Here is a 26,643-nt window from a genome sequence, read left to right as displayed (position 1 = left end):
TGATTTTATTTGAAATCTGCCAATGCATTGGCGGCAGAGGCCCAGGTCCAACCTGCAAAGGCAGCTTTATTTGCACCAATGGTATTGGCTTTGAGTGCCACGATAGATCCATGGACATCTGTTCCGTTTCGGAAAACTTGCTGAAGAGTGACACCGTCCGCTAGGGTAGCTTCCAACTTGGTGAATTTCAAAGCGCCGCTGCTGAAGTTGGCGATGGTCGCATCACCGCTGAGGGAAAGGTCTCCTCTGCCCGCGTTGTTGTTGGCAGAAGGAGCGGGGAAGTTGAAGAAGTACAGGTTTTCGAAAGTCCCTCTTGCGCCGGCTCTGAAGTCTGCAAACTCAGAAGAAGGATGGCCTTTGATAGAACCGTTTTTAACCGTATGTGCAGCATTGTAAGCTCCCTCTGGACCGTCGATTTCCAGGGCATGATCCGTATTCACACCGCAGATCACGATGAAGTTATCCAAGGTACCTGCCCAAGCTTGGTCAGTGTCTACGGCATCATCACCAGAATTCCACACCAAGGCATTTTTCACAGAAACTGTTCCACCAAACCATTCGATTCCATCGTCTTGGTTGGCGACCACTTCCACATTTTCGATTACGGTACCTGAACCTACGCCACCGAGTGTAAGGCCATTGATTTCGTTGCCTTCACCGATGTTGGCACCACCGTGACGTATGGAGATGTATTTCAAGACGCCTGAATTGTCAGCATCATTGGTTCCACCATAGAGACCATTCGTATCTGAAGCAGGGATACCCTCTATTTGAATTTCCTGTACATCTCCTGCAAAAGAACCTCTAGCTCTCCCCATGATCAACAATCCTCCCCAAAGACCTTCCAGCGTAGGATCAAGGTTAGGAGAAGCGATCTGGCCAGGCTTGATCTCATCCGCTACAGTGGTAAAAATGATCGGCTGAGTAGCCGTACCCACCGCATTGATTTTGGCTCCACGTGCAATAACAAGAGCTGAAGCGTTGGCTCCTGTACCCACTTCACCTTTTACAATGACACCAGGCTGAATGGTCAGTGTTGCTCCCGAAGTGACGGCCACCCGACCAGAAAGGACATACGTCTTTCCAGTTTCCCAAGTAGTGTTGGTGGTGATATTTGAGCTGATCACGATGTTGGAATCAGTTCCTCCGTCTGTAGTTCCTGGCTTTTCATTGCCTTGGATACACCCTGTAAAACCAGCTACACCGGCTGCTAAGATCAGTATCAGATTCGTAATTTTTCTCATGGGTTAAAAATTGAATTGTGGTTTTGCGTTTTTCTGATGCAAAGGTGAATTCAATTTTTCGCCCCAATAGAATGAATCGAATTATGGTTTTTTTAAAAATGCTGACAGAATTTAATATTGAATTAACAGGAAAAGCATAAAAAAGGGCTTCCCTTTCGAGAAGCCTTCCTGAGTGGCAATTGGTGTTATTTTAATGTTACCGACTTGTTAATCGGCACTTTTTCGAGCAGCGTTTTTACCAGACTTCTGGTGCTGACATTGTCTGCTTCTGCTTCGTAATTGAGCAAAATGCGGTGATTCAGCACATCTTCAGCAATCTCTTTGATGTCCTCTGGCAATACATAATCTCTGCCATCCATAAAGGCTACTGCTTTAGCGGCAAGGTTGAGATTAATACTGGCTCTGGGAGACACACCAAACAAAATGTATTTAGCCTCCTCCTTCAATCCGTATTGTTGAGGAAAGCGGGTAGCAAATACCAACTCAATGATGTAATTCTCCAAAGGCTCGGCGATATTGACCGCATTGATCTGGTTGCGGATATCGAAGATGTCCTGTTTGGAAAGGATAGGTCGTACCTCAGCGGCGTATTGCATATTGGACATGCGACGCATGACTTCCATTTCATCGGCCTTGCTTGGATAGTCGATGTGGACTTTCATCATAAATCGGTCTACTTGAGCTTCCGGTAGCGGGTAGGTTCCTTCCTGGTCTACCGGGTTTTGGGTAGCTAGTACCAAAAATGGTCGATCCAAGGGGAATGTGGTCTCTCCGATGGTTACCTGCTTTTCCTGCATCGCTTCCAACAGGGCAGACTGTACCTTAGCCGGTGATCGGTTTACTTCATCCGCAAGAATCACATTGGCAAAGATAGGGCCCTTCTTTACTTCAAAATTGGAGGTCTGCTGATTGTAAATCATGGTACCGATCAAGTCGGAAGGAAGCAAGTCGGGTGTAAACTGGATTCGGCTGAAATCCAAATGAAGCACCTTAGCCAAGGTATTTACGGTAAGTGTCTTGGCTAGGCCGGGTACGCCTTCCAGCAAAATATGTCCATTGGTAAATAAGCCGATCAACAGTCGATTGACCATTTTATCTTGTCCTACGACTACCTTTTTGACTTCCTGAATGACTTCGGCGATTTTTTCCTGATGCATGTGCGATGCGAATTTGAGGCCTTAAATGGCTGGGCTAAAATAGGGGAAATTGTACCAACCCACAATCCCAAATCTTAACAGCGGTAAAGCCTGCGGCTGTCAGCTAAGGATTTTAGGAATTTTTAAGAACGACGGGGAGGTTTTGCCGACTGCTTGGAAGACTGTGTTTTCATAAATCCTGTCAAACCTAACCACCGATAGACGGTCTCTTGATCGAGCTCACGGATTTCACCTACCTCCATTCCCGAAATGGTAATCTTCTCCATCGAAAACCTGACCAAGCGCAACGTAGGAAAGCCTACAGCAGCTGTCATTTTCCGAACCTGTCTGTTTTTACCCTCGATCAGCGTAAGTTCAATCCAAGTATCAGGAATAGCGGCACGGTATCGGATGGGCGGATTCCGTTCGGGGAGCGTGGGGGCTGGTTCTAAGATTTTGGCAAGTGCAGGTTTGGTTTTGTATTCCGTGCCGTCCACATTGATAATGACCCCGGATTTAAGCTGATTCAAGGCTTCAGGCGTGGGGATTCCTTCGACTTGAGCGTAGTAAGTTCGCTGATGGCCAAATCGGGGATTAAGTAGGTGATGGTTTAGCCATTTGTCATCGGTGATCAGCAATAGGCCTTCGCTGTCTTTATCCAAACGACCCACGGGATAAACTTCACGGGGAAAAGCGCCAAGAGAGGCCAATGTGGGCCCCTCTCCGCTGAATTGTGTCAAAACCCCATAGGGCTTGTAAATAATGAAATACTTGGCCAAGTCCTTTAGATTAGCTTCCGCAGCCTACACAGTCAAAATGCGAATCCATAGGCTTAATCCCTTTGAGCTGCATCTCCAGGTTGTGAATTTCGTCACGGACTTCCATGTCGGCAAACATGTCCCCGGTCAGTTTTCCTTTCAATGCCGCAATGGCATCCTCAAGGGCTAGTTTTTGTTGTTCGGTCATAAAAGTGATGTTTGGTTGTTAGTGATTGAGTGGTTTGAAAATAGCCAAATCAGGTGAATTGGTTCCTTTCGCGTGCAGATTTTTTTGGGTCAAAAATAGGGCCAGTTGATCCTCGGGAATACTCCTAATTCCGGTAGATAATGATTCAACCCTAGCACACAGGTCTTTCTTATTCTTCCCAATTTTGTCTCTACCAATTGTTTATTTAATAAAGAGGAGGTAGGAAAGGGTAGGATGGAGAACCTAAGTCTTTATTATTCGTAATTTCTTGAAAAAAACTTCATGAAATTTTTCTGGTTTCTATGCTTTATCGGGATCCTCTTTTCATCCTGCCAGGAGGAAAATCAAGTTCGAACAGTAGATAATTTATCCCAAAACCTGACCTCCGGGGTATGGGAAATCAGCTTTATTGATAAAAATGGCAGGATCCAAACGGAAGAATTCCAAGGGATGAGCTTTGTTTTCTATCCCAATGGCAATTCAGAAGCCTACCTTACCACACAGCTTATAGATCAGGGAAACTGGCGAGCCTACATCGATTCGGGAAAAATCAAACTTGAACTTTCTTTTACCATTTTGGAAGATCTCAATGGAGAGTGGAACCAAGATTTTATCCGGGAAAGTCAGATCAACCTACGGCGCAATACCCAAAATTCCCTATTGGTTTTTGAAAAAATCTAATGGGCATTATTACAGCATTTGACTTGGCAATTGAAAAAATCAAGTGGTAGGACTGGATTTTTCTGTCAAGTCATTTTGTAAATCAATCACCTTCCGCATCAGTTTTCGCTCCCGTTCGATTGCCTTTTTCTTGTGGTCTTCAAACTCCACTACCAAGTTTTTGTAGCTTTCTTTGGCTTCTTTTGCTTCCTTTTTTGTGGTAAAATCTTTCATAAAAAAGTAGATCAACACACCCACCAAAAGGGCAATTACCAATTGAAAAATAAGGTAATTAGAGGGAGAGGGAACTTTGGCGGGAGAAGGCTCCTCCTTTTGGTTGGCTTGGACTACTACTGGTGGGGTGGCGGTTTTTAAGCGGGAAAGTTCTTCCTCTTGCGTTTTTAGCTTGATATCTAAACTGTCTCTTTCCAATTTTAGTAACTCTTTAAGCGCGTGGATATCCGCCTTACTCGCCACTACATAAGCAGGCGAATTTTGCGCTGTTTTGAATATGCTATCAAAAGCATCTAATGTATTATGATCTGCTTTGACCTGGCCAATACATACATTCATTGAGGAAAATAAACAGATAATAGATAACTGTACAAGGAAAATCAATCGCATAGTAAGAAGCTCAGAGTGAGGCTTTTAAAATTGAGCTTAAAATAGGTAACAAGCAAATTATTTGTATGTTAATCTATTTTCAATCTGGAGTATGTAGCATAAATAAAAAGAAATTGTTCCAGATTATTGACAAGTATATATATGAAATAGACTATTGGTTAAGATTAAAAATCCAATCCTACAAACAAGGAAACCATCTAGTCTTTTGAAAAATGCAATGACCTAATGAACTGCATCTATTCTTATTCCATTTAAGGCGAAATGTATACCTATAAATGTTAGAATAGGTTGATCAATATGTTAATCCTAAATGGGGTTGAATTGAAAGAAAGAAATCCAGATAAGAAGAAACAGAAAGGTATTATTAAAACACCTTGTCTCTCATTAATTATACACTGAGATCAGTGTGCATCCCTAGTTAGAAAGTTTCAATATTTTTAATGCTCCTTTCCACACAATTACAAAGACTATAATCCCAACAATAAGGTCAGGAAGCCTTGATTCGGTCAGATATACCAAGCCTCCTGCCAGGATTACACCAAAGTTTATAATGATGTCATTGGAAGTAAAAATCATACTTGCTTGTATGTGTGCTTCTTTACTTTTTCCTTTTTGGAGTAAATACAAACTGACAGCATTGGCAATTAAAGCGAAAAAGGAAACAGACATCATGAATGCAGGGTCAGGCATATCATCAACTCCGGAAATTCTCCTAATTACCTCCCAAAAACCAAGAGTAGCCAAGATTATCTGAAAATACCCAGCAAGTTTTGCAATCGTCTTTTTTCGTTTAATTGAGCCTCCTACTGCAAATATGGCCATGCCATAAACCATCCCGTCTGCAAGCATATCCAGACTATCCGCTACCAAACCCATGGAATTAGCCAAAAGCCCCGTAATGATTTCGATCAAAAAAAACGACACGTTGATGATTAACACTGCCCAAAGAAGTGTTCGCTCATTGTCAGCACCATCAATCGAATGGGTTATGTGCGCTACTTCTGAGTTGTCCAGAATTGTGGTGTCAAACTTTAGCTCATCAAGTTGTTGAAAAATCTCAGCAACATCTCCAGCATGAAAAACTGTAAGTTTTCTGTTAGGAATATCAAAATCAAGGGACTGAATGCTTTTTAAATCCGCAAGTTTCATCCGAATCATTTGTTCCTCTGATGGGCAATCCATTTTTGAAATTTTGAAGATTGACTTCTGCATAGGATAAAATTAGAGCTTTCAGGATTTTTGAATTCCTCATCTCGCATTCCTCATCCCCTTTGTCCAGCCTGAACATACAATCCCACACCTTGGCATAGATACCAGTCAGGGTGCTAGGGTGTAGCGGTACAAGACGAAAACGCGATTTAAATCTTTAAGAATCCTTATGATTGAAATACACATTGAAAGGCCAAATACGTGGAGATGCGAAATAGATTTGGCAAAGGCAATATTTACACCTGAACCAAAATTCCAAACTCCAGACACTTGGCATCATTCTCGAAACATAGATGGAAGTTTATATTTTAAGAAAGAAAGCTAGGAAACAGAGTAAAAGAAACAGATTTCCGGGATTCCCCAAGGGCAGTTACTTGTATTTTGAATTTCTTTCCCCCAAAAGCCCATTTCTTCTATCTTTGTGCCTTGTTTTGAGCGGGATGCCCCGCGTGAGGGATAGAAGCGGCATCCCGGCAACCCGATGGAAATCGGGGAGGCGGGATACAGCGGATAGCCCGACCCGCCCCTTTTCGGGCGGGGCACGCCCAAAAAATCCATTTCTACCAAGTTCACCAGATACACGCAGTGAAAACGTACCAAGAATTCAAACAGGTCGACTACCCGCACATCGGAGAGTCCGTCCTTCAGTATTGGAAAGAAAATCAAATCTTCGAGAAGTCTATTGCCAACCGTGAGGGTGCCGAGACGTTTACCTTTTTTGAGGGCCCGCCTTCGGCCAATGGCACTCCGGGAATTCACCACGTGATGGCACGTACCCTAAAGGATATCTTCTGCCGATACAAGACGCTGCGAGGATTCCAGGTGAAGCGAAAAGGCGGATGGGATACCCATGGATTGCCGGTAGAGCTTCAGGTGGAAAAGGAATTGGGCATCACCAAAGAGGACATTGGCAAGAAAATCTCCGTTGCCGAATACAACCAAAAGTGCAAGGAGACGGTCATGCGTTTCAAAAACGAATGGGACGACCTCACTGAGAAAATCGGCTATTGGGTGGATCTGGATGATCCGTATATCACGTTTGATTCTAACTACATCGAGTCGCTTTGGCACTTGCTGAAGAAACTCTATGATAAAGGGCTCCTATATAAAGGCTACACGATCCAGCCCTATTCTCCTGCGGCCGGAACTGGACTAAGCTCCCATGAACTCAATCAGCCTGGCACCTACAAGGACGTCAAAGACACTTCGATCACTGCCCAGTTTAAGCTAAAGGGATCGGAAAACACCTACATTCTGGCTTGGACCACCACTCCTTGGACCTTGCCTTCCAACTCGGCCTTGGCGATCGGTGAAAACCTGGATTATGTGAAAGTGAAAACTTTCAATCCTTACACCCACGAACCGGCAAATGTGATTTTGGCAAAAGCCCGAATGGCGGCTTACCTCAATCCAAAGGCTGCCGAACTCAAGTTGGAAGACTATAAAGCTGGAGACAAATTGATCCCTTATGAGGTGATCGAGGAGTTTAAAGGTAAAACCATGCTGGGCTGGGAATACGAGCAATTATTCCCGATAGCAGGAATTGCATTACCACATCCAGCCTTTACTGTAGTAGCCGGAGACTACGTGACTACCGAAGACGGTACAGGAATCGTTCACTTGGCCAAAGCTTTTGGTGCGGATGACTTTAGAACGTTGGTGCAGAATAATGTACCAGGCGTCTTTGTGCAGGACGAGCTTGGGAATGACATTCCGGTAGTGGACAAGCAGGGCAAATTCCTCCCTGTCGTGGGCGAGTACCTCGCTGCCAAAATGCAGGAGCACGGCATCACCGCACACAAAGCTTACGGGGCAAATGACTTTTTTGTCAAGAACTACACGAATGATGACGAGAGCACAGCGGATTACAAGAACACCGATGTGATCATCTCCATCATTCTCAAAAATGAAAATAAGGCCTTCAAGGTCGAAAAATACGAGCACAGCTATCCACACTGCTGGAGAACAGACAAGCCGGTTTTGTACTACCCGCTGGAAAGCTGGTTTATCAAAACCACGGCCTTCAAAGACCGCATGGTAGAGCTCAACAAAACCATCAATTGGAAGCCCGAGGCCACCGGCACAGGCCGCTTTGGCAATTGGCTGGAAAATCTGGTAGACTGGAACCTTAGCCGTTCCCGATTCTGGGGCACACCACTTCCGATCTGGAGAACGAGCGACGGCACGGAGGAAAAGTGCATTGGATCCATCGCTGAGCTGAATGCGGAAATCGAAAAATCCGTTGCGGCAGGCTTCATGGTAAAATCTCCCTACGAAGGAAAAGAGCTAGACCTTCACCGACCGTATGTGGACGATGTGATTTTGGTGTCGGACAAAGGGGAAAAAATGTTCCGCGAGCCGGACTTAATTGACGTGTGGTTTGACTCAGGAGCGATGCCGTATGCCCAGTGGCACTACCCATTCGAGAATCAAGATATTTTCGAGGCAAACTATCCTGCAGATTACATCGCAGAAGGAGTTGATCAAACCCGTGGTTGGTTCTTTACCCTGCATGCGATTGCCGTGATGCTCTTTGACAGTGTGGCATTCAAAAATGTGATCGCCAATGGACTCGTGCTAGACAAAAACGGGAACAAAATGTCCAAGCGATTGGGCAATGCCATAGATCCTTTCAAGACTCTGAAAGAATACGGTCCTGATGCCCTCCGTTGGTACATGCTGAGCAATGCCAACCCTTGGGACAACCTTAAATTCAACCTAGATGGCGTGACCGAAGTGCAGCGACGCTTCTTTGGTACACTTCAGAATACCTACAACTTCTTTGCACTCTACGCTAATTTGGATGCTTTTGTCTATGACAAATCCAAGGCAGTACCGGTAAGCGAACGTGCCGAGCTCGATCAGTGGATCATCTCCAAGCTGCAAACTTTGATCACTGAGGTGGAAGAGGCCATGGACAATTACGATGCGACCAAGGCTACCCGCGCGATCATGAATTTCACTGTGGATCAGCTCAGCAACTGGTACGTGCGACTGGCAAGAAAGCGTTTCTGGAGAGGTGACATGAATGTGGACAAGCAGGCAGCTTACGAAACGTTGTATGAATGCCTACTTTCGCTCTCTCAGCTGATGTCCTCCTTTGCACCATTCTACGCTGACTGGATGTACAAAAACCTCACAGAAGCCAATGAAAGCGGCAAAGATTCGGTACACTTGACCGACTGGGTATCAGCAGATACTTCGCTGATCAATACCGATTTGGAGGTGAGCATGGACTTGGCACAGAACATTTCTTCTTTGGTGCATTCGCTGCGCAAAAAAGAAAAACTCAAGGTACGCCAGCCACTTCAGCGCATTTTGATACCCGTACTTTCGGCAAAAACTAAGACTCAAATTGAGCATGTAGAGGAACTGATCAAGACCGAAGTCAATATCAAAGCCATCGAATACCTGGATGATGCATCCGGTATTTTGGTGAAAAATGTGAAACCCAACCTGCCAGTTTTGGGTAAAAAGTTGGGACCAAAAATGCGCTTTGTCGTAGCTGCTATCAACAGCTGGAGCCAAAATGAAATCACCCAAATCGAACGTGATGGCAAAATCAATGTCGCTGTAGAAGGCGAAACCATCGAATTGCTACTAGAGGAAGTATTGATCAGCTCACAGGATATTCCAGGCTGGTCTGTAGCTTCAGACCAAGGAGTGACGGTGGCATTGGATGTGACGCTCACTGAAGAACTGAAGCAGGAAGGTGTAGCCAGAGATTTGGTCAACAGAATCCAAAACCTACGCAAGGACATGGGATTGGAAGTCCAAGATAAAATCAATGTAACCGTAGCAGACAGCCATCCACTGGTAAATGAGGCCATCTCAAACTTTGGCGAATACATTCAATCTGAGACCCAAGCATTGAGTCTTTTAACGGCAGCACATTTGCATAACGCGGTTGTCTTGGACATGGACGATTTTGAACTGTCCGTAAACGTAGTGAAGGCATAAGCCAAGCATCATGAACAACTATATCAAATATTTCGGAATCGCACTTTTGGTGATTGCCCTGGATCAAGCAGTGAAAATGCTGGTTCATTTTCAAATGGACTTTGGCACTCCAGGTCAGATTCCTGTCTTTGGAGACTGGTTTAAGTTGCATTATACCACCAATCCGGGGATGGCCTTTGGCATGGAACTGGGGTCTGAATATGGGAAGATGATCCTGACCTCTTTCCGATTGGTGGCTATGGTTGGGATAGGATATTATCTACACTACATCATCGATAAGAAAAATCATCCGGTGTACATTCTTTGTATCTCCATGATTTTGGGAGGTGCTATTGGCAACTTGGTAGATTCGGTTTTCTATGGGGTATGGCTGGACAATGCGCCATATAATGCTCCCACCCCTTGGCTTCATGGCCAGGTAGTAGACATGTTTTACTTTGATATTTGGGAAGGATATATTCCGGAATGGGTTCCACTTTGGGGCGGAAGTTATACTGCACTTTGGCCGATATTTAATATTGCTGATGCATCCATATTTATAGGTGTGGCAATAATCCTGATATTCCAAAACAGGTTTTTCCCTGAAAAAAAAGCTGAGGAAACAATACCGGAAGCTTAATCCATCCTTAGTCCAACAGCTGATTTACAGGCGGTTTAGATCCCTAAGCCGCCTTTTTTATGGATGGAGCCAAAAAAAGGAATATATTTTTCAATTTGGTGTCCGTTTTTAAGTAATTTTCCTTTTGTATATCTATCCACCAACTTATCTACATCATATAGTATTTGAATATATATTTCTAATACTATATAAATTGATCTAAAGAGTATGATTGTAAATCCGGATCAGCCGTTTGAAATTGTTTATTCTATATTCAGCCATGAATTTTTAGGGTTACTTTTTGAATCGTATGTAGTACCCTTGGACGATAAAGGGAGACTCACTTATGCCTATCAAAATATCAGTTCGGCAAACGCAACTGAGTTTGACTCCGGATTGGATAAAACCGATTACGAATTGATCAAGCTCATGGATTCCATGCAGCAGGACGTGGTAGTGAAGCCTTACATGAAAAAGGGCAATCTGAAACCCAAAGAATACCTCCGAAAAATCTTTGATCCCAAAACAGAAGACAAAACCGTACAGGAACTTTTATTCAAAAATCTTGAAATTAAGAGAGCCAAAATCCTTCCTCTATTGATTGGAAAGCGACTTTTTGAAACTGCATCTGACGGTAATCCTACAGGAAAGGAGATTTTAATTCATGCGGAAAGGGCCACGGTAATTTTTCATTTTGACAAAGGTGAATTCAATACCCAGTATTATCCTACCGTAAAATTCAAGGGACAAAAACTAACCTGGCAACACCGGGGAGGCTATTTGGTGTGCAAAGATCCGGCTTGGCTGATTGTAGACCAGCAACTTTTCCATTTTGAAAAAGGAATAGATGGGAAAAAACTTCAGCCTTTTCTCAATAAAAATTCCATCATGATCGAGCGGAGGTTTGAGCCGGAATACTATCGCAAGTTTGTAACTGCGCTGATCACCCAATTTGAAGTAATTGCCAAGGGATTTGAAATCCACACCGAGCAAGGTACCCCAGAAGCGCTTTTGGCTATCAGTGAACTGCCAGGAGGGGTACCTACTGAAAACCTATTCGGAGAAGAAATAGAAAACTCCACGGAGGAAATCATGGTCTTGGAGCCACGGTTCAAGTATGGAGAATTTGATTTCGGGATGCTGAGCAATGATGGAGAAGGCAGCGGCAACTCCTGCCGATATGAAGAAAAAGATGGGAATTTTACTTTTTTCAAAACCGTCAGAACAGCTAAGGTAGAAGAGAGGTATGTCACCATTATGAAGAAAAAGGGGCTCAATTTCATTCATGGAAAAACAGCCCTACCAAAAACCCAAGCCTTTGAATGGCTGGGAAATCATGAAGACTACCTGACAGAAAATAAAATCCGAATTGTCCAAAAAAGTGGGCTTAACGGAAAAACCTACCATATAGGAAAAGCACAAATCACCATTGAAGTCAATGAAAACATCGACTGGTTTGATGTGAAAGCTTTGATCAAATTCGGCGTATACCTGGTTCCTTTTGCTAAAATCAGACGATTGATCATCCAGGGAAAACATGAGTTTGAGCTTCCAAACGGAGAAATTGCCGTCATTCCAGCCTCTTGGTTTGTGAATTATTCGGAGCTGTTCAACTTTATCGAAGAGCGCTCTGCAGATGAGCTTGTGCTCCGAAAACACCATTTGGCTTTTGCCAGAGAGCTCCAAAATGGAGAGTTGATCCGACTCAATCTGAGCTTAAAGCTTGAGCGATTACGAAATTTTGATGCCATCGATGACTATTCCATCCCGGCATCTTTCCAAGGCTCGCTCAGACCTTACCAGCAGGCTGGCTACAACTGGCTGCGTTTTCTGAATGAATACCAATTTGGAGGCTGCCTCGCAGATGACATGGGTCTTGGAAAAACGGTACAAACCTTGGCCCTTTTGGCACATGAAAAGGAAGAAAATCCGGGCTTTGCATCATTGCTAGTCATGCCGACCTCCCTGATTTACAACTGGGAATTGGAAGCCCGCAAATTTACCCCTGACCTCAAAATCCTTGTTTATTCCGGCACGCAACGAATCAAAGATCCATGGAAATTCCGAGGTTATGATGTGATTTTGACATCCTATGGGATCGTCAGATTGGATATCGATGTCCTAAAGGACTTCTATTTCAACTATGTGATCCTAGACGAATCGCAAGCGATCAAGAATCCTACGTCCAATATTGCCATGGCTGTCAATAAGCTGAAAAGCAAGCGTCGACTGATCTTGACCGGTACGCCAGTGGAAAATGGCACGATGGACCTTTGGTCTCAGATGAACTTTGTGAATCCAGGTCTCCTAGGCAATCAGACGATTTTCAAAAAGCAGTTTTTGCAGCCCATCGAAAAGCAAAACGATAAGAGCAAGGCATCACGCCTCCACGCGATGATCAAGCCATTTATCCTACGCCGACTCAAATCTCAAGTGGCCAAAGATCTCCCTGAGAAACTGACCAATGTGAAATATTCGGACATGACGGCCGAGCAGGAAAAAGTGTACGAGGAAGTAAAAACCTACTACAGAGAAAAAATCATCGGCGAATTCGATGGGATGGGTAGGGGTAGTCAGCAATTCATGCTCCTCCGCGGTCTTACTCAGCTGCGCCAGATCGCCAACCATCCAAAGCTAGTTCGGGAGGATTATACAGGGGAATCAGGCAAGCAGGAAGACATCACCTACATGCTCCAAGAGACCATCTCGGAGGATCACAAAGTACTGGTGTTTAGTCAGTTTGTCCGTCATTTGACTATTGTTCGGGAGTTTTTGGATAGGGAAAAAATCCCCTATGCCTATCTCGACGGATCTACCAAAGACCGTCAGGCACAAGTCGAAAAATTCCAAAACGATCCAAATATCAAAGTATTCCTGATTTCGCTCAAGGCAGGTGGTGTCGGACTCAACCTCACTAAAGCGGAATATGTATTCTTGCTCGACCCGTGGTGGAATCCTGCTGTGGAAGCACAGGCGATCGACCGGGCACACCGAATCGGACAGGAAAACAAGGTCATCATCTACAAATTCATCACCCGAGGATCTGTGGAGGAGAAAATCATGGCTCTTCAAGATCGCAAGCTGGCCCTTGCAGGAGAGCTGATCTCCAATGAAGAGAGCTTTATGAAGAGCTTGGACAACGAGGATATCCGGGCGTTGTTAGATTAATACTTGGAGTTTGAAAGTTGCAAGGTTGTAAAGTTGAAAAGTTGATTCAACGAACTTTGCAACTTTTGAACTTTGCCACCTTGCCACACTTTTTTTATCAAATTGATTCTCAAGGCTATCCCCTTGATTGAAAATTCTTAACCGTAATTTCTTGTGGGAAAATCATTTTTCAAGGAGATAATTATTTAAATTATTTCAACAGTACACCACTACAATTTTCCTGCGCATGCCTAGAGCCAAGTCCGATAAAGATCGGAAAATCTTCGTGCTGGACACCTCCGTGATCCTATACGCACACAACTCCATTATGAATTTTGCTGAGCACGACGTGGTGATTCCCATCACGGTCCTCGAGGAGCTTGATCAGTTCAAGAAAGGCAACGACACCAAAAATTTTGAGGCAAGGGAATTTATCCGACTATTGGATAAGCTATCCCAAGATCAGCGTATCGATCAGTGGACCCCGCTCAATGGGAAGACCAAGGGATTTTTCAAAGTGATGATGCATCATCCCGAAAACGAAAACAATGCCATCAAGATTTTTGGGGAGGAGAAAAATGACAACAAAATCCTCAATGTCGCGGTGCATCTCATGGAAACCGAGAAGTCTCGTAAGGTTATCTTGGTCTCCAAAGACATCAACCTCCGCCTCAAAGCCAAATCGCTGAATGTTCACGCAGAAGATTACGAAACGGGTAAAATCAAGAATATCTCCGAGCTTGAAAACACGGGTAAGTATTTCCTAGACGATGTGGATCCACAAGCGATCAATTCACTTTACGACCAAGGATACATTGAGGCAAAGGCTATTTTGGGTACAAGGAAGCGGAAAGCCAATGCATTTTACATTCTGAAAAGCGATAAAAACTCTGTCCTTGCCTATTACAATTCCGACCAAAATGTGCTCGAGCGAGTAGACAAAAGACTGGCGTATAATGTAAAGCCACGAAATGCCGAGCAGACTTTTGCCCTGCATGCCATCATGAATCCCAACATCAAACTGGTATCGATTCAAGGTGTGGCCGGAACCGGGAAAACGCTCTTGGCTTTGGCCGGTGCTTTGGAGCAGCGACGCGATTACAAGCAGATATTCCTGGCCAGACCGATCGTACCACTTTCCAACAAAGACATCGGCTACCTGCCGGGAGACATCAAGTCCAAGCTCAATCCCTACATGGAGCCGCTTTGGGACAACCTGAAATTTATCCAAAACCAATACAAAGAGACCGATAAAGAATATCAGAAAATCACCGAACTGGTCAATCAGGAAAAGTTGGTCATCCAACCCCTGGCTTATATCCGAGGTCGCTCACTTTCCAATATCTTCTTTATCGTGGATGAGGCGCAAAACCTAACTCCGCATGAGATCAAAACGATCATCTCAAGGGCCGGGGAAAACACCAAAATCATCTTCACGGGTGACGTCTTCCAGATTGATACGCCTTACTTGGATTCACAGTCCAATGGCTTGTCTTATCTGATCGACCGGGTCAAAGATCATCCACTCTATGCCCACATCAAGCTGGAGAAGGGGGAACGATCCGAGTTGGCTAATCTGGCGAATGAGTTGTTGTAATAAATAAAAAAACTGGAGTAAAAAGCTGCCTAGATGGGCAGCTTTTTTTGTGTCCGAAGAAATTTATTAAATCTTCTTAGAAAATGTAACCAAATATTGTTCGGTAAATTTGTTCGAACATGGCAAAAGAGTGTTCGAATATGTACATTGAAAATACCCAAACCCGCTTAAAAATATAGATTTGGGCATTTTTTCAAGTTGGGTCAATTTTTGGCATATATCACAAAAACAAACCAACAAATTATTACTGCCATGACTACTTCATTCTTTTCCCAAAAAAATGTCTGCGCGGCGCTGGGATTCGCAATGGCAATCACCATCGTCCTCAAAGCAAAAGCTGAATCCAGCATAGAAAAGCATACTGCCCGATTTGAAACTACTAAACCAACTCCACAAATCGGTTTTAATTCCAATCCAGAAGTTGAACTGCATCAGATCAACATCTACAAAAATGAAAAGTCCCAGAATCCCGGGACTTGCTAATGAAACTATCCGTAAGGGTTAATTTGGTTGATTGTTTGGTTATCAAAAAAGGCGGGTTTTGCCCGCCTCTTTTTATGTGATCGAATTTTAAAATTTCGGCTTAAGAATTCTAAAATCAACTTCTGACTTTACATTTCACCTCGGGAATCTTATTTCCACTTTATTTCGCGAAGCGTATTACTATTGTATTTCGCTTCTGACTTATCTCCCTTTACTTAACTTTCAGTGATGGTATTCAATTTGGCTAAGAAACTGTTGTAATACTGCCTTCCTACTTGGACCACCGATCCTTTTTTAAGAGTGATCTCCTTGGTATTGAAGCTTTCGATTTGTCCGAGGTGTACGATATAAGACTTCTGCACTCGAAGAAAATCATTGGAAGGAAGAATTTCTTCGATCTCCTTCATGGATTTACGAATGTGGTAGTCTCTGTTTTTAGTGAAAATCGTCACCATATTTCCATTGGCCTCCACGTAATAAATATCCTCATATTGCACTCGCTCGAAAGCATTGTCTGCTTTGATAAAAACCGCATCATTGACAAGGTAAGGGCTTTCATTGACCGTCTTTGCAACTGCTACCTCCTGCGTAGGCTTAGTTCTTTTGTTGTAAAGGACGATCTCCACAATGGCATGGATATCATTGGTATTGAACGGCTTCACGATAAATCCTGCCGGATTGATTCGCTTCGCCCTTTCGATGATGGTAGGATCAGAATAGGAAGTCACGAAGACCAAAGGAACATCAAACATTTGGTGAATGATTTCTCCCAATTCAATCCCATCTTTATCACCTTTGAGTTTGATGTCCATAAAGACCAAATCAGGACGATTTTTTTTGATGGTCTTTATGCACTGATTGGCAGAGTTTGCTACATCAATATTGACAAAACCCAGTAGTTCAAGGATTTCTTGGATATTCTCTGCGATGTTAATATCATCCTCTACAATCAGAATCCTTTCTTCTTTCATAGTCTAAGCACTTGATTAGGTGGTTTTTAGGGCAACTGAACAAAGTAAAACATTACTTTAAGCCTAACTCAGCTCCTAATTTCCTCAATTTATTGGTAAAACCAAATGCTTTTTTCTGACTACGAAAATTACAAACTCATCATTTCCTTGAATCGGGCTGCTTGTCTTCGGCTGACTTCGATGCGATCTCCACCGCGCAAGGTCACGACCAGACCTCCATTAAACCAAGGCTCAATAGCTTCAACCCAACCCAAATTGATAATATGCTTGCGGCTTGCCCTGAAAAAAGACTTTTCATCCAATCGCTCATCGAGTGCATTGAGAGATTTGTGAATCATAGGCTTGAAATTGTCAAAGTACACCTTGATGTAATTACCGTCTGATTCAAAGAGACGAACATTGGATAACCTGACAAACCAGCAGCGGTCGCCATCCTTGACGAATACTTGGTCTTCCAGAGTAAGTTTTTTCTGATTGGCAAGGGAACCTCCTTCACTGCCTCGATTGATTCCTTCTATCTTGCCTTGAAGCTTTTGAATCGCTTCTTCCAGCCTTTTTGGTTCAATCGGCTTTAGCAGATAATCCAGCGCATTGACTTGAAATGCCTTCAGGGCATACTCATCATAGGCGGTGGTGAAGATGACATGTGGTACTTGGTCCAGCTCTTCCAAGAGATCAAAACCTGTTTTTTCCGGCATCTGAATATCCAGGAAAATCACATCAGGCTGAAGCTGCTCTATTTTTTCTTTGGCATCTTCCACATTTACTGCTTCGCCTACCACTTCCACGGTCTCCAACTGATTCAATAGATTGATCAGTTCTTTCCTTGCTAGTCTTTCGTCATCAATTACAATGGCTCTCATTTTTTGTGAGTTTGTTAGTCTAAAGTAACTCTTTGTTTCGGTATTTTGATTTCAGTGATTACAAATTGATTTCCGGAGTTGAAAATCCGAAAAGTGGCACGATCGCCATAGAGCAGTTTTAAGCGTTGCTTGGTATTTTCCAAACCATGCCCTCCACCGTCTTTTCTATTTTTGGAAGGATTGGGATTGAGGTATCCGCTGTTTTTTACCTGAATATATAACTCTTCCTGAAGCCCTTCTCTACATTTGATTTCAATCAGCCCTCCCTTCACCAGATTGGATATTCCATGTTTGATGGCATTTTCGACAATAGTCTGTAGCATCATCGGAGGTATTTTATAGCCATAGGCTTCTTCTTCTATCTGATATACCACCTCCAGCCGTTCTTCAAATCGGATGGATTCCAACGCAAGGTAATCCTTGACCGTAGCCAACTCATCCGAAAAGTCAATGACCTGCTTCTTGTCCATCATCAAGGAGAATCGTAGCATATTAGAAATCCGGGTGATGGCTGTTTTTGCCTTATCCGGATCTTCGTCTACCAGAGCTCTCACTGAATTCAGTGCATTGAAGATGAAGTGAGGATTGAGCTGACTTTTCAAATGATTGAGTCGAATCTCGTTGATTTTGGCTTCATACTTCAGGCTGCTGTTGTAATTATCAAGGAAGTGAAATAAGAAGTAAAGGAGAAACCAAAAGGCATAGTAGAGAAAACTAACAAAGAGGTTAACCGCAATCACCAGAGATCGAAAGTCTTGACCTGGATTGAGTGTGCCAAAGGCAATATTAATGACAATCTGTGCAAGGACGTTGACCACCGACAAGGCCAGTAGGGCAAAAATAGCCTGAATAAGCAACCGAAAAATCCCGAGTTTAAACCAGCCATACACTTTGACTACATGGCGAAATCCATGGGTAGAAAGCAGGTAATAGGCAGCCAAAGCCACAAATGCCCAGGCTTGGATAGGCGAAATACCCTCCGAAAGTGAGGCAAAAAAAACATTGACAAAGGCAAAGCTTCCCCACCCCAAAAGTTGTAAGATCCAATACAGCTTGACTCTGTTCATATTTGACCCAAAGGTAGCTAAGTACGAAGTATGGACTTTTCTATTTTGATAAAAGGGCGAGTCACCTGATTTCAGCCCCAAAATCAGCGATATAATTCCTGTTTGAGGAATTTACCTGTATGACTTTGAGGATGTGCGGCAACTTCCTCAGGTGTGCCCTGGATCAAAATAGTTCCTCCTTTATTTCCGCCTTCCGGCCCCAAATCCACCACGTAATCAGCCACTTTGATCACGTCCAGATTATGCTCGATGATCAATACCGTGTTACCTTTCTCGACCAGTTTGTTCAATACACCCATGAGCAAATCAATATCTTGGAAGTGCAACCCTGTCGTGGGTTCATCCAATATGTAAAACGTCTTACCGGTATCTTTCTTGGAAAGCTCTGTGGCCAGCTTGACCCGCTGTGCTTCACCCCCTGAAAGTGTGGTAGCATGTTGTCCCAAGGTGATGTACCCCAATCCAACATCGCTCAGCGTTTGAATTTTTCTCAAAATCTTAGGCTGAAACTCAAAGAACTCCACCGCCTGCTCTACGGTCATATCGAGGACGTCCGAAATGGACTTTCCTTTAAACCTCACCTCCAGTGTCTCTCTATTGTATCGCTTTCCTTTGCAAGTTTCACAAGGGATATGGACATCGGGAAGAAAATCCATTTCGATCAGCTTCATACCTGCACCCTCACATTCCTCGCATCGTCCTCCTTTGACATTAAATGAAAACCGACCGGGCTTGTAGCCGCGGATTTTTGCCTCCGGCAGCTCTGTAAACAAGGTTCTGATGTCTGAAAACACCCCTGTGTAAGTTGCAGGATTAGATCTGGGTGTTCGGCCAATCGGACTTTGATCTACTTCAATGACTTTATCCAAGGCTTTAAGACCTTCGATACTCTCATAGGGCATCGGCTCTTTCTTGGAGTTGTAAAACTCACGATTTAATATCGGGAACAAGGTCTCATGGATCAAGGTACTCTTTCCACTTCCAGATACTCCGGTGATGAGGATCAGGTTGCCAAGAGGAAGCTCAAGGGTCACATTTTTTAGATTGTTGCCTGAGGCACCCTTTAGGATTAATTTTTCCCCCGTTCCGGTTCTTCTCTTTTCAGGGATCGGCAGACCCAACGCTCCATTGAGGTATCGGGCGGTGACAGAATTATTCTTCAATATCTCCTCTGGTCTACCTGCAGCAACAATATGCCCTCCATGTCTGCCTGCTCCAGGCCCCATATCGAGCACAAAGTCCGACTCTAGCATCATGTCTTTGTCATGCTCCACGACCAATACGGAATTGCCCAAATCGCGCAAGCTTTGCAGCGCCTTGATCAACTTGACATTATCTCGCTGATGCAGGCCGATACTCGGTTCGTCCAAAATATACAAGACTCCCACGAGCTGAGTCCCGATCTGAGTAGCCAATCGAATTCGCTGGGCTTCACCACCGGAAAGTGTCCGAAGCGGTCTATTCAGCGATAAGTAATCCAAGCCAATGTCCACCAGAAAGCCTATTCGTTTTCGGATTTCTTTCAGGACTTCCACTCCGATGATCTGCTGCTTTTCCGTCATTCGGCTCTCCAAACCTTCAAACCAATCTGCCAATCCTCGAATGTCGAGCATGGCAAGTTCACCGATATGCTTCTCGTCAATTTTGAAATGCAGGGCTTCCTTTTTGAGACGGTACCCCTGACAATCGGGGCAAGTCTGGGTTATGGTAAATTCAGAAACCCAATCCTGTATTTTATCGGAGCTTCCTTCCTGGTATTTCTGGAGAAAGTTGACGATCCCCTCAAAGGTAGTGTTCCACTGCGTACCGGGATATTTCACCGAATCGACAGCAACCTCGATTTTGTCGCCATACAAAAGTACTTCGACTACTTCGGCTGGAAGGTCCTTGATCGGTGTACTCATGGAGCACTTGTAATGCTTGAGGATAGCCTCAATTTTTTTGAAAATCCAAATGTCTCGGTACTCTCCCAAAGGAGCGATTCCTCCACGCGTGATGCTGAGACTTGGATCGGGAATGATGCTTTCACGGGTGATTTCTTCGATTACTCCCAGTCCATTACAGGTCGGACAGGCACCGTAAGGAGAATTGAAGGAAAAGGTGTTTGGCGCAGGCTCGTCATAGGAAAGCCCAGTCTCTGGATCCATTAAGTATTTGGAAAAATGATGAACTTCTCCATTTTCCTCGCGGATCATGATCACTCCTTTGCCATGCTGAAGGCCGGATTTGAGCGATTGAGTAATTCGAAAACGGTCCGATTCATCCGCCACTATCCGATCAATGACGATTTCGATATCGTGGATTTTGTATCGATCCACCTGCATTTTGGGCACGATATCCATCACCACCCCGTCAACTCGCACCTTGGAAAATCCCATCTTGCGGATCTGTTCAAACAGTTCCCGGTAATGTCCTTTTCGCCCTTTGACGATAGGAGCTAAGATGTAGAGCTTTTTCCCCAAAAACTTGGTGAACAACTGCTCGATGATCTGATCTTCGGTCTGACGGATCATCTTCTTTCCGGTCAGGTAGGAGTATGCCTCTCCGGCACGGGCATAGAGCAATCGCATGAAATCGTAGATTTCTGTGACTGTGCCTACCGTAGATCGTGGATTTTTGGAAGTTGTCTTTTGCTCGATGGCAATCACCGGAGAAAGTCCGTTGATCTTGTCCACATCAGGACGCTCCATCCCTCCAAGAAAAGATCGGGCATAGGCCGAAAAACTCTCCATATACCGCCGCTGTCCCTCCGCATAGATCGTGTCAAAGGCAAGTGAGCTTTTTCCACTCCCAGAAAGTCCTGTTACCACCACCAACTTGTTGCGTGGGATACGGACATCCAGGTTTTTCAGGTTATGCTCTCGGGCACCAAAAATCTCGATATATTCTTCCTGTGAAGCAGGGGATTGAGTCATGGACGAAGGGAAATTATTAATCGGCAAAAGTACACTTTTTTGGGTGGTAAGACGGGGAAAACTGCGAAGATTGTAACTCCTCCAGCCTGGGAAAGTTGGAGCAAAATCAATCCATTCCATCGAAAGAAATCTTCCAATAAAGTTCGGCTCGTAATAGCTGGAAAATTTTATCCGTGATGGAATGGACAGCTTTTAGTCTCCACTTCTTTTCTAGGCTGAATTTGCCAATGATGCTCTTGATAGAAAAAGTTGGGACTCAGGATCTCATTTCCCCAATCCCGATGGAAAACACCCATGGTCGAGCCGGCAGTCGGAGGTACGATCCAAGACCATTCAGCCTGAACTGTCCTTCCTTTTGATTGCTCTATATTGCAAAATTCCAAAAACTGCTCGGAAGCACTGTGATGATCAACTATTGCTACTCCTTTTTCTTGGAAAGAATAAAGCACAGCCTCCTGAAGAACTACCAAAGCTTTGTCTTTCCAAAGAGTCCGAGGATGCTTGGTGTCCAATCCCATTTTTTCGGCCAATTGGGGAAGTAAATTGTAGCGCTGGGCATCGGCAAGATTGCGCACAGCTATCTCCGTGAGCATGTACCACCCATTAAATGGCGCACAGGTAAAAGAAAGTCCACCGATCTCCAGTCTCATATCTGAAATCACCGGAATAGCATACCATTGAATCTGCATGCTCTCCAACCAAGCATATTCCGGATGGGAAATAGGTACTCGTAAGACCTTTTCCTCGGGGATAGAAAACCACTTTGGATCCTCATCAGAAACCTGGATTACCACGGGAAGGATATCAAAAGCAGTACCCTCCGACTCCCAGCCTAGATCCTGGCAAAGTCTCGTAAAATCCACGGAATCCGGGTCTCCTACCACATTACCATTCGGTAAACAATATCCTGCATATCGAATGAGCTGTTTATTCAAAATTCGGATCTCGCCTGATTCGGAATTGGCAGCTGGGTAAATGGATACTGTAGATCTGATTTTGCCTCCATTAGTAGCAAAATCCAAATGCTCCATCAAATCGGAAAAGATATCTTCTGCTCGGGAAATGGCTCTTCTGTCCCTCACCTTCAGACTTTTCCAAAAAAGTCTTCCAATACATCGGTTGCTGTTTCTCCAAGCAATTTTTGCCCCATAGATCAGCTCTTCCTCAGTGAGCGTATAGCTTCCTGTGGCAGAGATTTCGTCTTGAACTTGCCCTACTCGCTGGGAGAGATCTTGCAAGTCATTTTCCTCATAGAAAACCTGAAGAAAATCTGTTGCCTTTTGAAGCAAATCGAATGGAAGTGGAAGCATAAATGACTCTAATCCCTTTACGCTGTAAAGAGACCAAATTGGATGGGGTGATTAAACTTGCAAGAAATGCCCTGCAAAGGTAATAGATCGTTAACCTGCTTTTGGAAAAGTAGTTTGAAGGCTTAAGCCTTTTTCCACGAAAAAGATGAAAAAATCCTCATTTTGGAAGTCGGATTTCGTACACTTTACCCTTTTTGGCTTTCAGGTTTCGATCTCTCAGCCAAGGATTATAGAGCTTGAGGTATTTGAAATTGCTGCCCTGATTTTTTGCCCATTGAGGCAAATCCTTGATGTCTCCTTGAACTTTGAAAGTCTTGAACTCCGGATTTTGATAAAAGTCTTCCTTCTCCAAATGGTAGCCAAACTTCCCTGGATTCTCAAAAATTACTTTAAATGCCAAAATCCTGAACAAATACCTGCTGGTCTCCTCGTTTAGATAAAGGTCGTAATAGTTGCGGTGCAGTTGCTCTTCCTGTCTTTTGGAAAATCCACTTTGGCCCATGTTGTAGCTGGCTGCCACTGCTGTCCAATCCCCAAATTTGGCATGTGCTTTCTTAAAATACTGGGAAGCAGCGATGGTCGCTTTTTCGAAATGGTAGCGCTCGTCTACAGTTGGGGTAATTTCGAGGCCATACTCCTTGCCTGTATCCTCAAGGATTTGCCAATAGCCTCTTGCGCCAGCGGGAGAACCCACATTCATCAGCCCACTTTCTGCCACAGCTACATATTTAAAATCATCCGGGATTCCCTGTTCCTTGAGAATCCGCTCAATGTCCGGTAGGTATTTGGCAGAACGCTTTAGTAACAGGATCATGTTAGACTCCCAATAGGCATTGACATAGATCTCCCGCTCTAGTCGCTCGATAATGTCTCCATTTTCCAAGGGAACGTTCTCCCCCGCAAAATCCAACTCCGTGGGTAACTCAAACAGCCGAATCGAATCGCGAGTAAAAGAAGGGTAGGACTCAATTGCCGGATCCTGGTATTGGAAGACCTCGGATGGAACCCGTTGGGTTATTGACCAAAAAGAAAAGGCTGCGAAAAAAACAGCAACAAGCGCCAAAGAGTAAAGTGAGATCAAATGAAACCGGGACATAAAACATTTACTAAAAAGACCTAATCAAGATACCTGTCTTCTCAAAAAATCCCTATAAACTTTCCTCGAGTGGCTTTTTTTACTTCTCTTCTTTCAATTAAAAAATCTTCATCTGTTAAATATCTTCTATTCAAGGAGCAAGTACTGGTAGCAAGGGTCCCCTCACTGCCCTCGTAGGCAAAAAATAGAATCTTATCTCCAGGCTTGAAAAAATCACCACAAAGGGACCAGCCATTATTCATTGTCAGATAACCATCCTGAATATATTCCTGAACATTTCCTTTGAAAATCTCCTTGACCTTTAATTTAGGATGGTAGCCTCCTATTTGAACATAGGAGGCATCGCGCAAAAAAGTCATCGTATTTTCAAAACCTCTGATTTTTGGATCAACAATTTCTGTCACCTCAGCATAGAAGATATACTTGTAGCCTTTTGCCCACTCCCTAAGAGTATGCTTTCCAAAAATACACTCACATGCCTCTGAAGAAAAAGCTAAAAAAACGGCAAAAAACAGAAGCATTATGCCCTTTTTCATCTCTTATAACATCATCTCCAAAATCTCATCGATATATTCTCTGGAATTAGAAAGTCGTGGCACCTTGTGCTGTCCTCCCAATTTGCCCTTCTTTCCAAGCCAGGCCTCAAAGAGCCCATGTGGAGCCGCATGTAGTATCAGCTGTCGCAGGGCCAAATCCTTGTGTCTCTTGGCGTCATAGTCGGAGTTAACTTCTCTCAACTTTTGATCCATCAACTTGGCAAACTGTTCCAAACTCTCTGGTTCTTTTTGAAACTCGACCACCCATTCGTGGGCACCTTTGGATTGACTGTCCTCAAAATAGACCGGTGCTGCCGTAAAATTGCTGATCATCGCGCCCGTTTGCTCACAAGCATATTCGATTGCAGCCTCGGCATTTTCGACAATGACTTCCTCTCCAAAAGCATTGATAAAGTGCTTGGTCCGTCCCGAAATACGGAATCGGTAGGGTTGAGTCGAAGTAAACTTGACGGTATCTCCGATTTTATATCGCCAAAGACCACCATTGGTGGTGATGAGGATAGCATAATTTTTTCCCACTTCTACGTCAGACAGCGGGATCACCTTTGGGCTTTCTTTGTCCCATTCTTCCATGGGGATAAACTCATAAAAAATCCCATAGTCTAGCAGAAGCAATAGCTCATCTGAGTGAGGCTGATCTTGGATGCCAAAAAAGCCTTCTGAGGCATTGTAGGTTTCCATGTATCGCATTTTCTCTGACGGAATCAGCTCTTTAAACAAGTTACGGTATGGGCCGAAAGCCACCGCTCCATGGAAAAAGACTTCCAGGTTAGGCCACACTTCCAGAATGTGTTTGGCCTTTTTTAATTCCAAAATCCGCTGAAGCAAGACAATAGTCCAAGTGGGAACGCCGGCGATCGAAGTCACATTTTCGTTCATCGTCTCACGGGCCATTTTCTCGATTTTCGCTTCCCACTCGCCCATCAAGGCTGTCTCTAAGGATGGTGTTCGAGCAATCTGTGCCCAAATGGGTAGGTTTTGCATGATCACTGCCGACACGTCCCCGGCACGTGCCGTACCTTGAGGATTGAGCGGATTCTTCTCCAGAGTTCCTCCTATAGACAGGCTTTTTCCTGTAAAAAGTTTGGTATCCGGGAAGTTATTGACATAAAGGGAGACCATATCCTTGCCGCCTTTGTAATGACATTCCTCTAGGCTTTCTTCAGTCACGGGGATATACTTACTGCGACTGGACGTAGTGCCGGAGGACTTGGCAAACCATTCGATTTCTGTGGGCCAAATGACATTCTGCTTTCCAGTCATGGTCTTTTCAATGAACGGCTTGAAGGTCTCGTAATCAAAAAGAGGGACCAGCTTCGAAAAGTCTTGATAAGCCTTGATTTGATCAAAATGGAATTGCTTTCCAAATTCTGTCTTGCGGGAAGCTTCAATCAAGGATTGAAAAGTCTCCTCCTGAACCTGAATAGGATTATGTCTAAAATAATCGATTTGACCCAGCCTGCTTTTAAAAATCCAGGTCATGAAGCTGTTGAGCACTTCCATCAAATAAAAACTTTTCGTTTGAGCTCGAATTGACTTCCCAAATAGACCCTTCGGACCTGCTCATCAGCAGCCAGTTCTTCAGCGGTTCCTGCTTTGAGCAATTTTCCTTCAAACATCAAATAGGCACGGTCAGTGATCGAAAGTGTCTCGTTGACATTGTGATCGGTGATCAGGATGCCAATATTTTTGGTCTTGAGCTTGGCAACGATGGTTTGGATTTCTTCCACTGCAATAGGATCTACCCCTGCAAATGGCTCATCCAATAGGACAAATTTAGGATCCACCGCCAACGCCCTTGCGATCTCAGTTCGCCTTCTTTCTCCGCCGGAAAGCACCATGCCGAGATTTTTGCGCACATGAGTCAAGCTGAACTCCTCCAAGAGGCTTTCCATTTTCTCTTTTTGTTGAGCCTTGGGCATGGTGGTCATTTCCAACACAGCCAGGATATTTTCCTCCACAGAAAGCTTGCGGAAAACAGATGCTTCCTGAGCCAAATATCCCAACCCGAGCTTTGCGCGCTTGTACATGGGTAAGCCGGTGATGTCTTGATCTTCCAGAAAAATTTTTCCTTCGTTGGGCTGAATCAAACCCACGATCATGTAAAATGAAGTGGTCTTCCCGGCTCCATTGGGACCAAGTAGCCCCACGATTTCACCCTGCTCCACTTGCACAGAGATGTCATTGACCACACGGCGGCCTTTGTAGATTTTGACGAGGTGTTCGGCACGGAGCATCAT

The 26,643-nt window shown here is 44.1% G+C and carries 21 protein-coding genes; 6 read left to right on the top strand and 15 right to left on the bottom strand.

Annotation, left to right across the window (positions count from 1 at the left end):
• Positions 1 to 5: 5 nt before the first annotated feature.
• From ACFPIK_RS07840 to ACFPIK_RS07825, 4 genes are all read right to left on the bottom strand, one after another.
• Positions 6 to 1,244 (bottom strand): hypothetical protein, encoded by a 1,239-nt coding sequence (locus ACFPIK_RS07840; protein ID WP_377913942.1) that lies wholly within the window; start codon positions 1,242 to 1,244, stop codon positions 6 to 8.
• Between the two features lie 185 nt (positions 1,245 to 1,429).
• A complete protein-coding gene (locus ACFPIK_RS07835) occupies positions 1,430 to 2,401 on the bottom strand; it encodes an AAA family ATPase (protein ID WP_377913940.1) in 972 nt (323 codons plus the stop codon).
• 122 nt (positions 2,402 to 2,523) lie between these two features.
• Positions 2,524 to 3,159, bottom strand: coding sequence for a pseudouridine synthase (locus ACFPIK_RS07830; protein WP_377913938.1), 636 nt, complete (start codon positions 3,157 to 3,159; stop codon positions 2,524 to 2,526).
• A gap of 10 nt (positions 3,160 to 3,169) precedes the next feature.
• A complete protein-coding gene (locus tag ACFPIK_RS07825; RefSeq protein WP_377913936.1) occupies positions 3,170 to 3,346 on the bottom strand; it encodes a hypothetical protein in 177 nt (58 codons plus the stop codon).
• Positions 3,347 to 3,628: 282 nt separating this feature from the next.
• On the opposite strand from ACFPIK_RS07825, the gene ACFPIK_RS07820 reads away from it, so the two are divergent.
• Entirely contained in the window at positions 3,629 to 4,027 is a 399-nt protein-coding gene (locus tag ACFPIK_RS07820) for a hypothetical protein (protein WP_377913934.1), read from the top strand.
• Between the two features lie 39 nt (positions 4,028 to 4,066).
• On the opposite strand, the gene ACFPIK_RS07815 is transcribed toward ACFPIK_RS07820, so the two are convergent.
• Both ACFPIK_RS07815 and ACFPIK_RS07810 read right to left on the bottom strand, forming a co-directional pair.
• Positions 4,067 to 4,579, bottom strand: coding sequence for a hypothetical protein (locus tag ACFPIK_RS07815; protein ID WP_377913932.1), 513 nt, complete (start codon positions 4,577 to 4,579; stop codon positions 4,067 to 4,069).
• A gap of 465 nt (positions 4,580 to 5,044) precedes the next feature.
• Entirely contained in the window at positions 5,045 to 5,842 is a 798-nt protein-coding gene (locus tag ACFPIK_RS07810; RefSeq protein ID WP_377913930.1) for a cation efflux transmembrane domain-containing protein, read from the bottom strand.
• A gap of 582 nt (positions 5,843 to 6,424) precedes the next feature.
• Here ACFPIK_RS07810 and ileS point away from each other — a divergent pair.
• The 5 genes from ileS to ACFPIK_RS07785 all read left to right on the top strand — a co-directional run bounded on the left by ileS (position 6,425) and on the right by ACFPIK_RS07785 (position 15,624).
• Complete coding sequence (gene ileS, locus ACFPIK_RS07805) at positions 6,425 to 9,799, top strand: isoleucine--tRNA ligase (RefSeq protein WP_377913928.1); 3,375 nt, start codon at positions 6,425 to 6,427, stop codon at positions 9,797 to 9,799.
• A gap of 10 nt (positions 9,800 to 9,809) precedes the next feature.
• The gene (locus ACFPIK_RS07800) at positions 9,810 to 10,418 is read left to right on the top strand and encodes a lipoprotein signal peptidase (RefSeq protein ID WP_377913926.1); all 609 of its coding nucleotides are present in this window, start codon (positions 9,810 to 9,812) and stop codon (positions 10,416 to 10,418) included.
• Positions 10,419 to 10,625: 207 nt separating this feature from the next.
• Entirely contained in the window at positions 10,626 to 13,565 is a 2,940-nt protein-coding gene (locus tag ACFPIK_RS07795) for a DEAD/DEAH box helicase (protein ID WP_377913924.1), read from the top strand.
• Positions 13,566 to 13,791: 226 nt separating this feature from the next.
• On the top strand, positions 13,792 to 15,141 hold the full coding sequence (locus ACFPIK_RS07790; RefSeq protein ID WP_377913922.1) for a PhoH family protein: 1,350 nt from the start codon (positions 13,792 to 13,794) through the stop codon (positions 15,139 to 15,141).
• A 252-nt stretch (positions 15,142 to 15,393) separates the two neighbouring features.
• The gene (locus tag ACFPIK_RS07785; protein ID WP_377913921.1) at positions 15,394 to 15,624 is read left to right on the top strand and encodes a hypothetical protein; all 231 of its coding nucleotides are present in this window, start codon (positions 15,394 to 15,396) and stop codon (positions 15,622 to 15,624) included.
• Positions 15,625 to 15,839: 215 nt separating this feature from the next.
• Here the strand turns inward: ACFPIK_RS07785 and ACFPIK_RS07780 are convergent, their stop codons facing one another.
• The 9 genes from ACFPIK_RS07780 to lptB form a co-directional block, all read right to left on the bottom strand.
• A complete protein-coding gene (locus ACFPIK_RS07780; protein WP_377913919.1) occupies positions 15,840 to 16,595 on the bottom strand; it encodes a LytR/AlgR family response regulator transcription factor in 756 nt (251 codons plus the stop codon).
• A 128-nt stretch (positions 16,596 to 16,723) separates the two neighbouring features.
• Complete coding sequence (locus ACFPIK_RS07775) at positions 16,724 to 17,458, bottom strand: LytR/AlgR family response regulator transcription factor (protein ID WP_377913917.1); 735 nt, start codon at positions 17,456 to 17,458, stop codon at positions 16,724 to 16,726.
• A gap of 14 nt (positions 17,459 to 17,472) precedes the next feature.
• A complete protein-coding gene (locus tag ACFPIK_RS07770) occupies positions 17,473 to 18,525 on the bottom strand; it encodes a sensor histidine kinase (protein ID WP_377913915.1) in 1,053 nt (350 codons plus the stop codon).
• A gap of 83 nt (positions 18,526 to 18,608) precedes the next feature.
• Positions 18,609 to 21,440 carry an excinuclease ABC subunit UvrA gene (gene uvrA / locus ACFPIK_RS07765; protein WP_377913913.1) on the bottom strand — a complete coding sequence of 944 codons (2,832 nt, stop codon included), beginning with the start codon at positions 21,438 to 21,440 and terminating at the stop codon, positions 18,609 to 18,611.
• 167 nt (positions 21,441 to 21,607) lie between these two features.
• The gene (locus ACFPIK_RS07760) at positions 21,608 to 22,750 is read right to left on the bottom strand and encodes a nitric oxide synthase oxygenase (RefSeq protein ID WP_377913911.1); all 1,143 of its coding nucleotides are present in this window, start codon (positions 22,748 to 22,750) and stop codon (positions 21,608 to 21,610) included.
• Positions 22,751 to 22,907: 157 nt separating this feature from the next.
• Positions 22,908 to 23,846, bottom strand: coding sequence for a lytic transglycosylase domain-containing protein (locus ACFPIK_RS07755; RefSeq protein WP_377913909.1), 939 nt, complete (start codon positions 23,844 to 23,846; stop codon positions 22,908 to 22,910).
• A gap of 41 nt (positions 23,847 to 23,887) precedes the next feature.
• Entirely contained in the window at positions 23,888 to 24,382 is a 495-nt protein-coding gene (locus tag ACFPIK_RS07750) for a hypothetical protein (RefSeq protein ID WP_377913907.1), read from the bottom strand.
• Positions 24,383 to 24,385: 3 nt separating this feature from the next.
• Positions 24,386 to 25,906, bottom strand: a complete 1,521-nt coding sequence (locus ACFPIK_RS07745) for a GH3 auxin-responsive promoter family protein (protein WP_377913905.1) — start codon at positions 25,904 to 25,906, stop codon at positions 24,386 to 24,388.
• The gene (lptB, locus tag ACFPIK_RS07740) at positions 25,906 to 26,643 is read right to left on the bottom strand and encodes an LPS export ABC transporter ATP-binding protein (protein WP_377913903.1); all 738 of its coding nucleotides are present in this window, start codon (positions 26,641 to 26,643) and stop codon (positions 25,906 to 25,908) included. Before lptB ends, ACFPIK_RS07745 begins: the two co-directional genes overlap by 1 nt.

It is taken from the genome of Algoriphagus aquatilis (assembly GCF_042657405.1).
GTDB lineage: Bacteria > Bacteroidota > Bacteroidia > Cytophagales > Cyclobacteriaceae > Algoriphagus > Algoriphagus aquatilis.
Note: the sequence above shows the minus strand (reverse complement) of the source record. Positions and strands in the feature narration are given on the sequence as shown.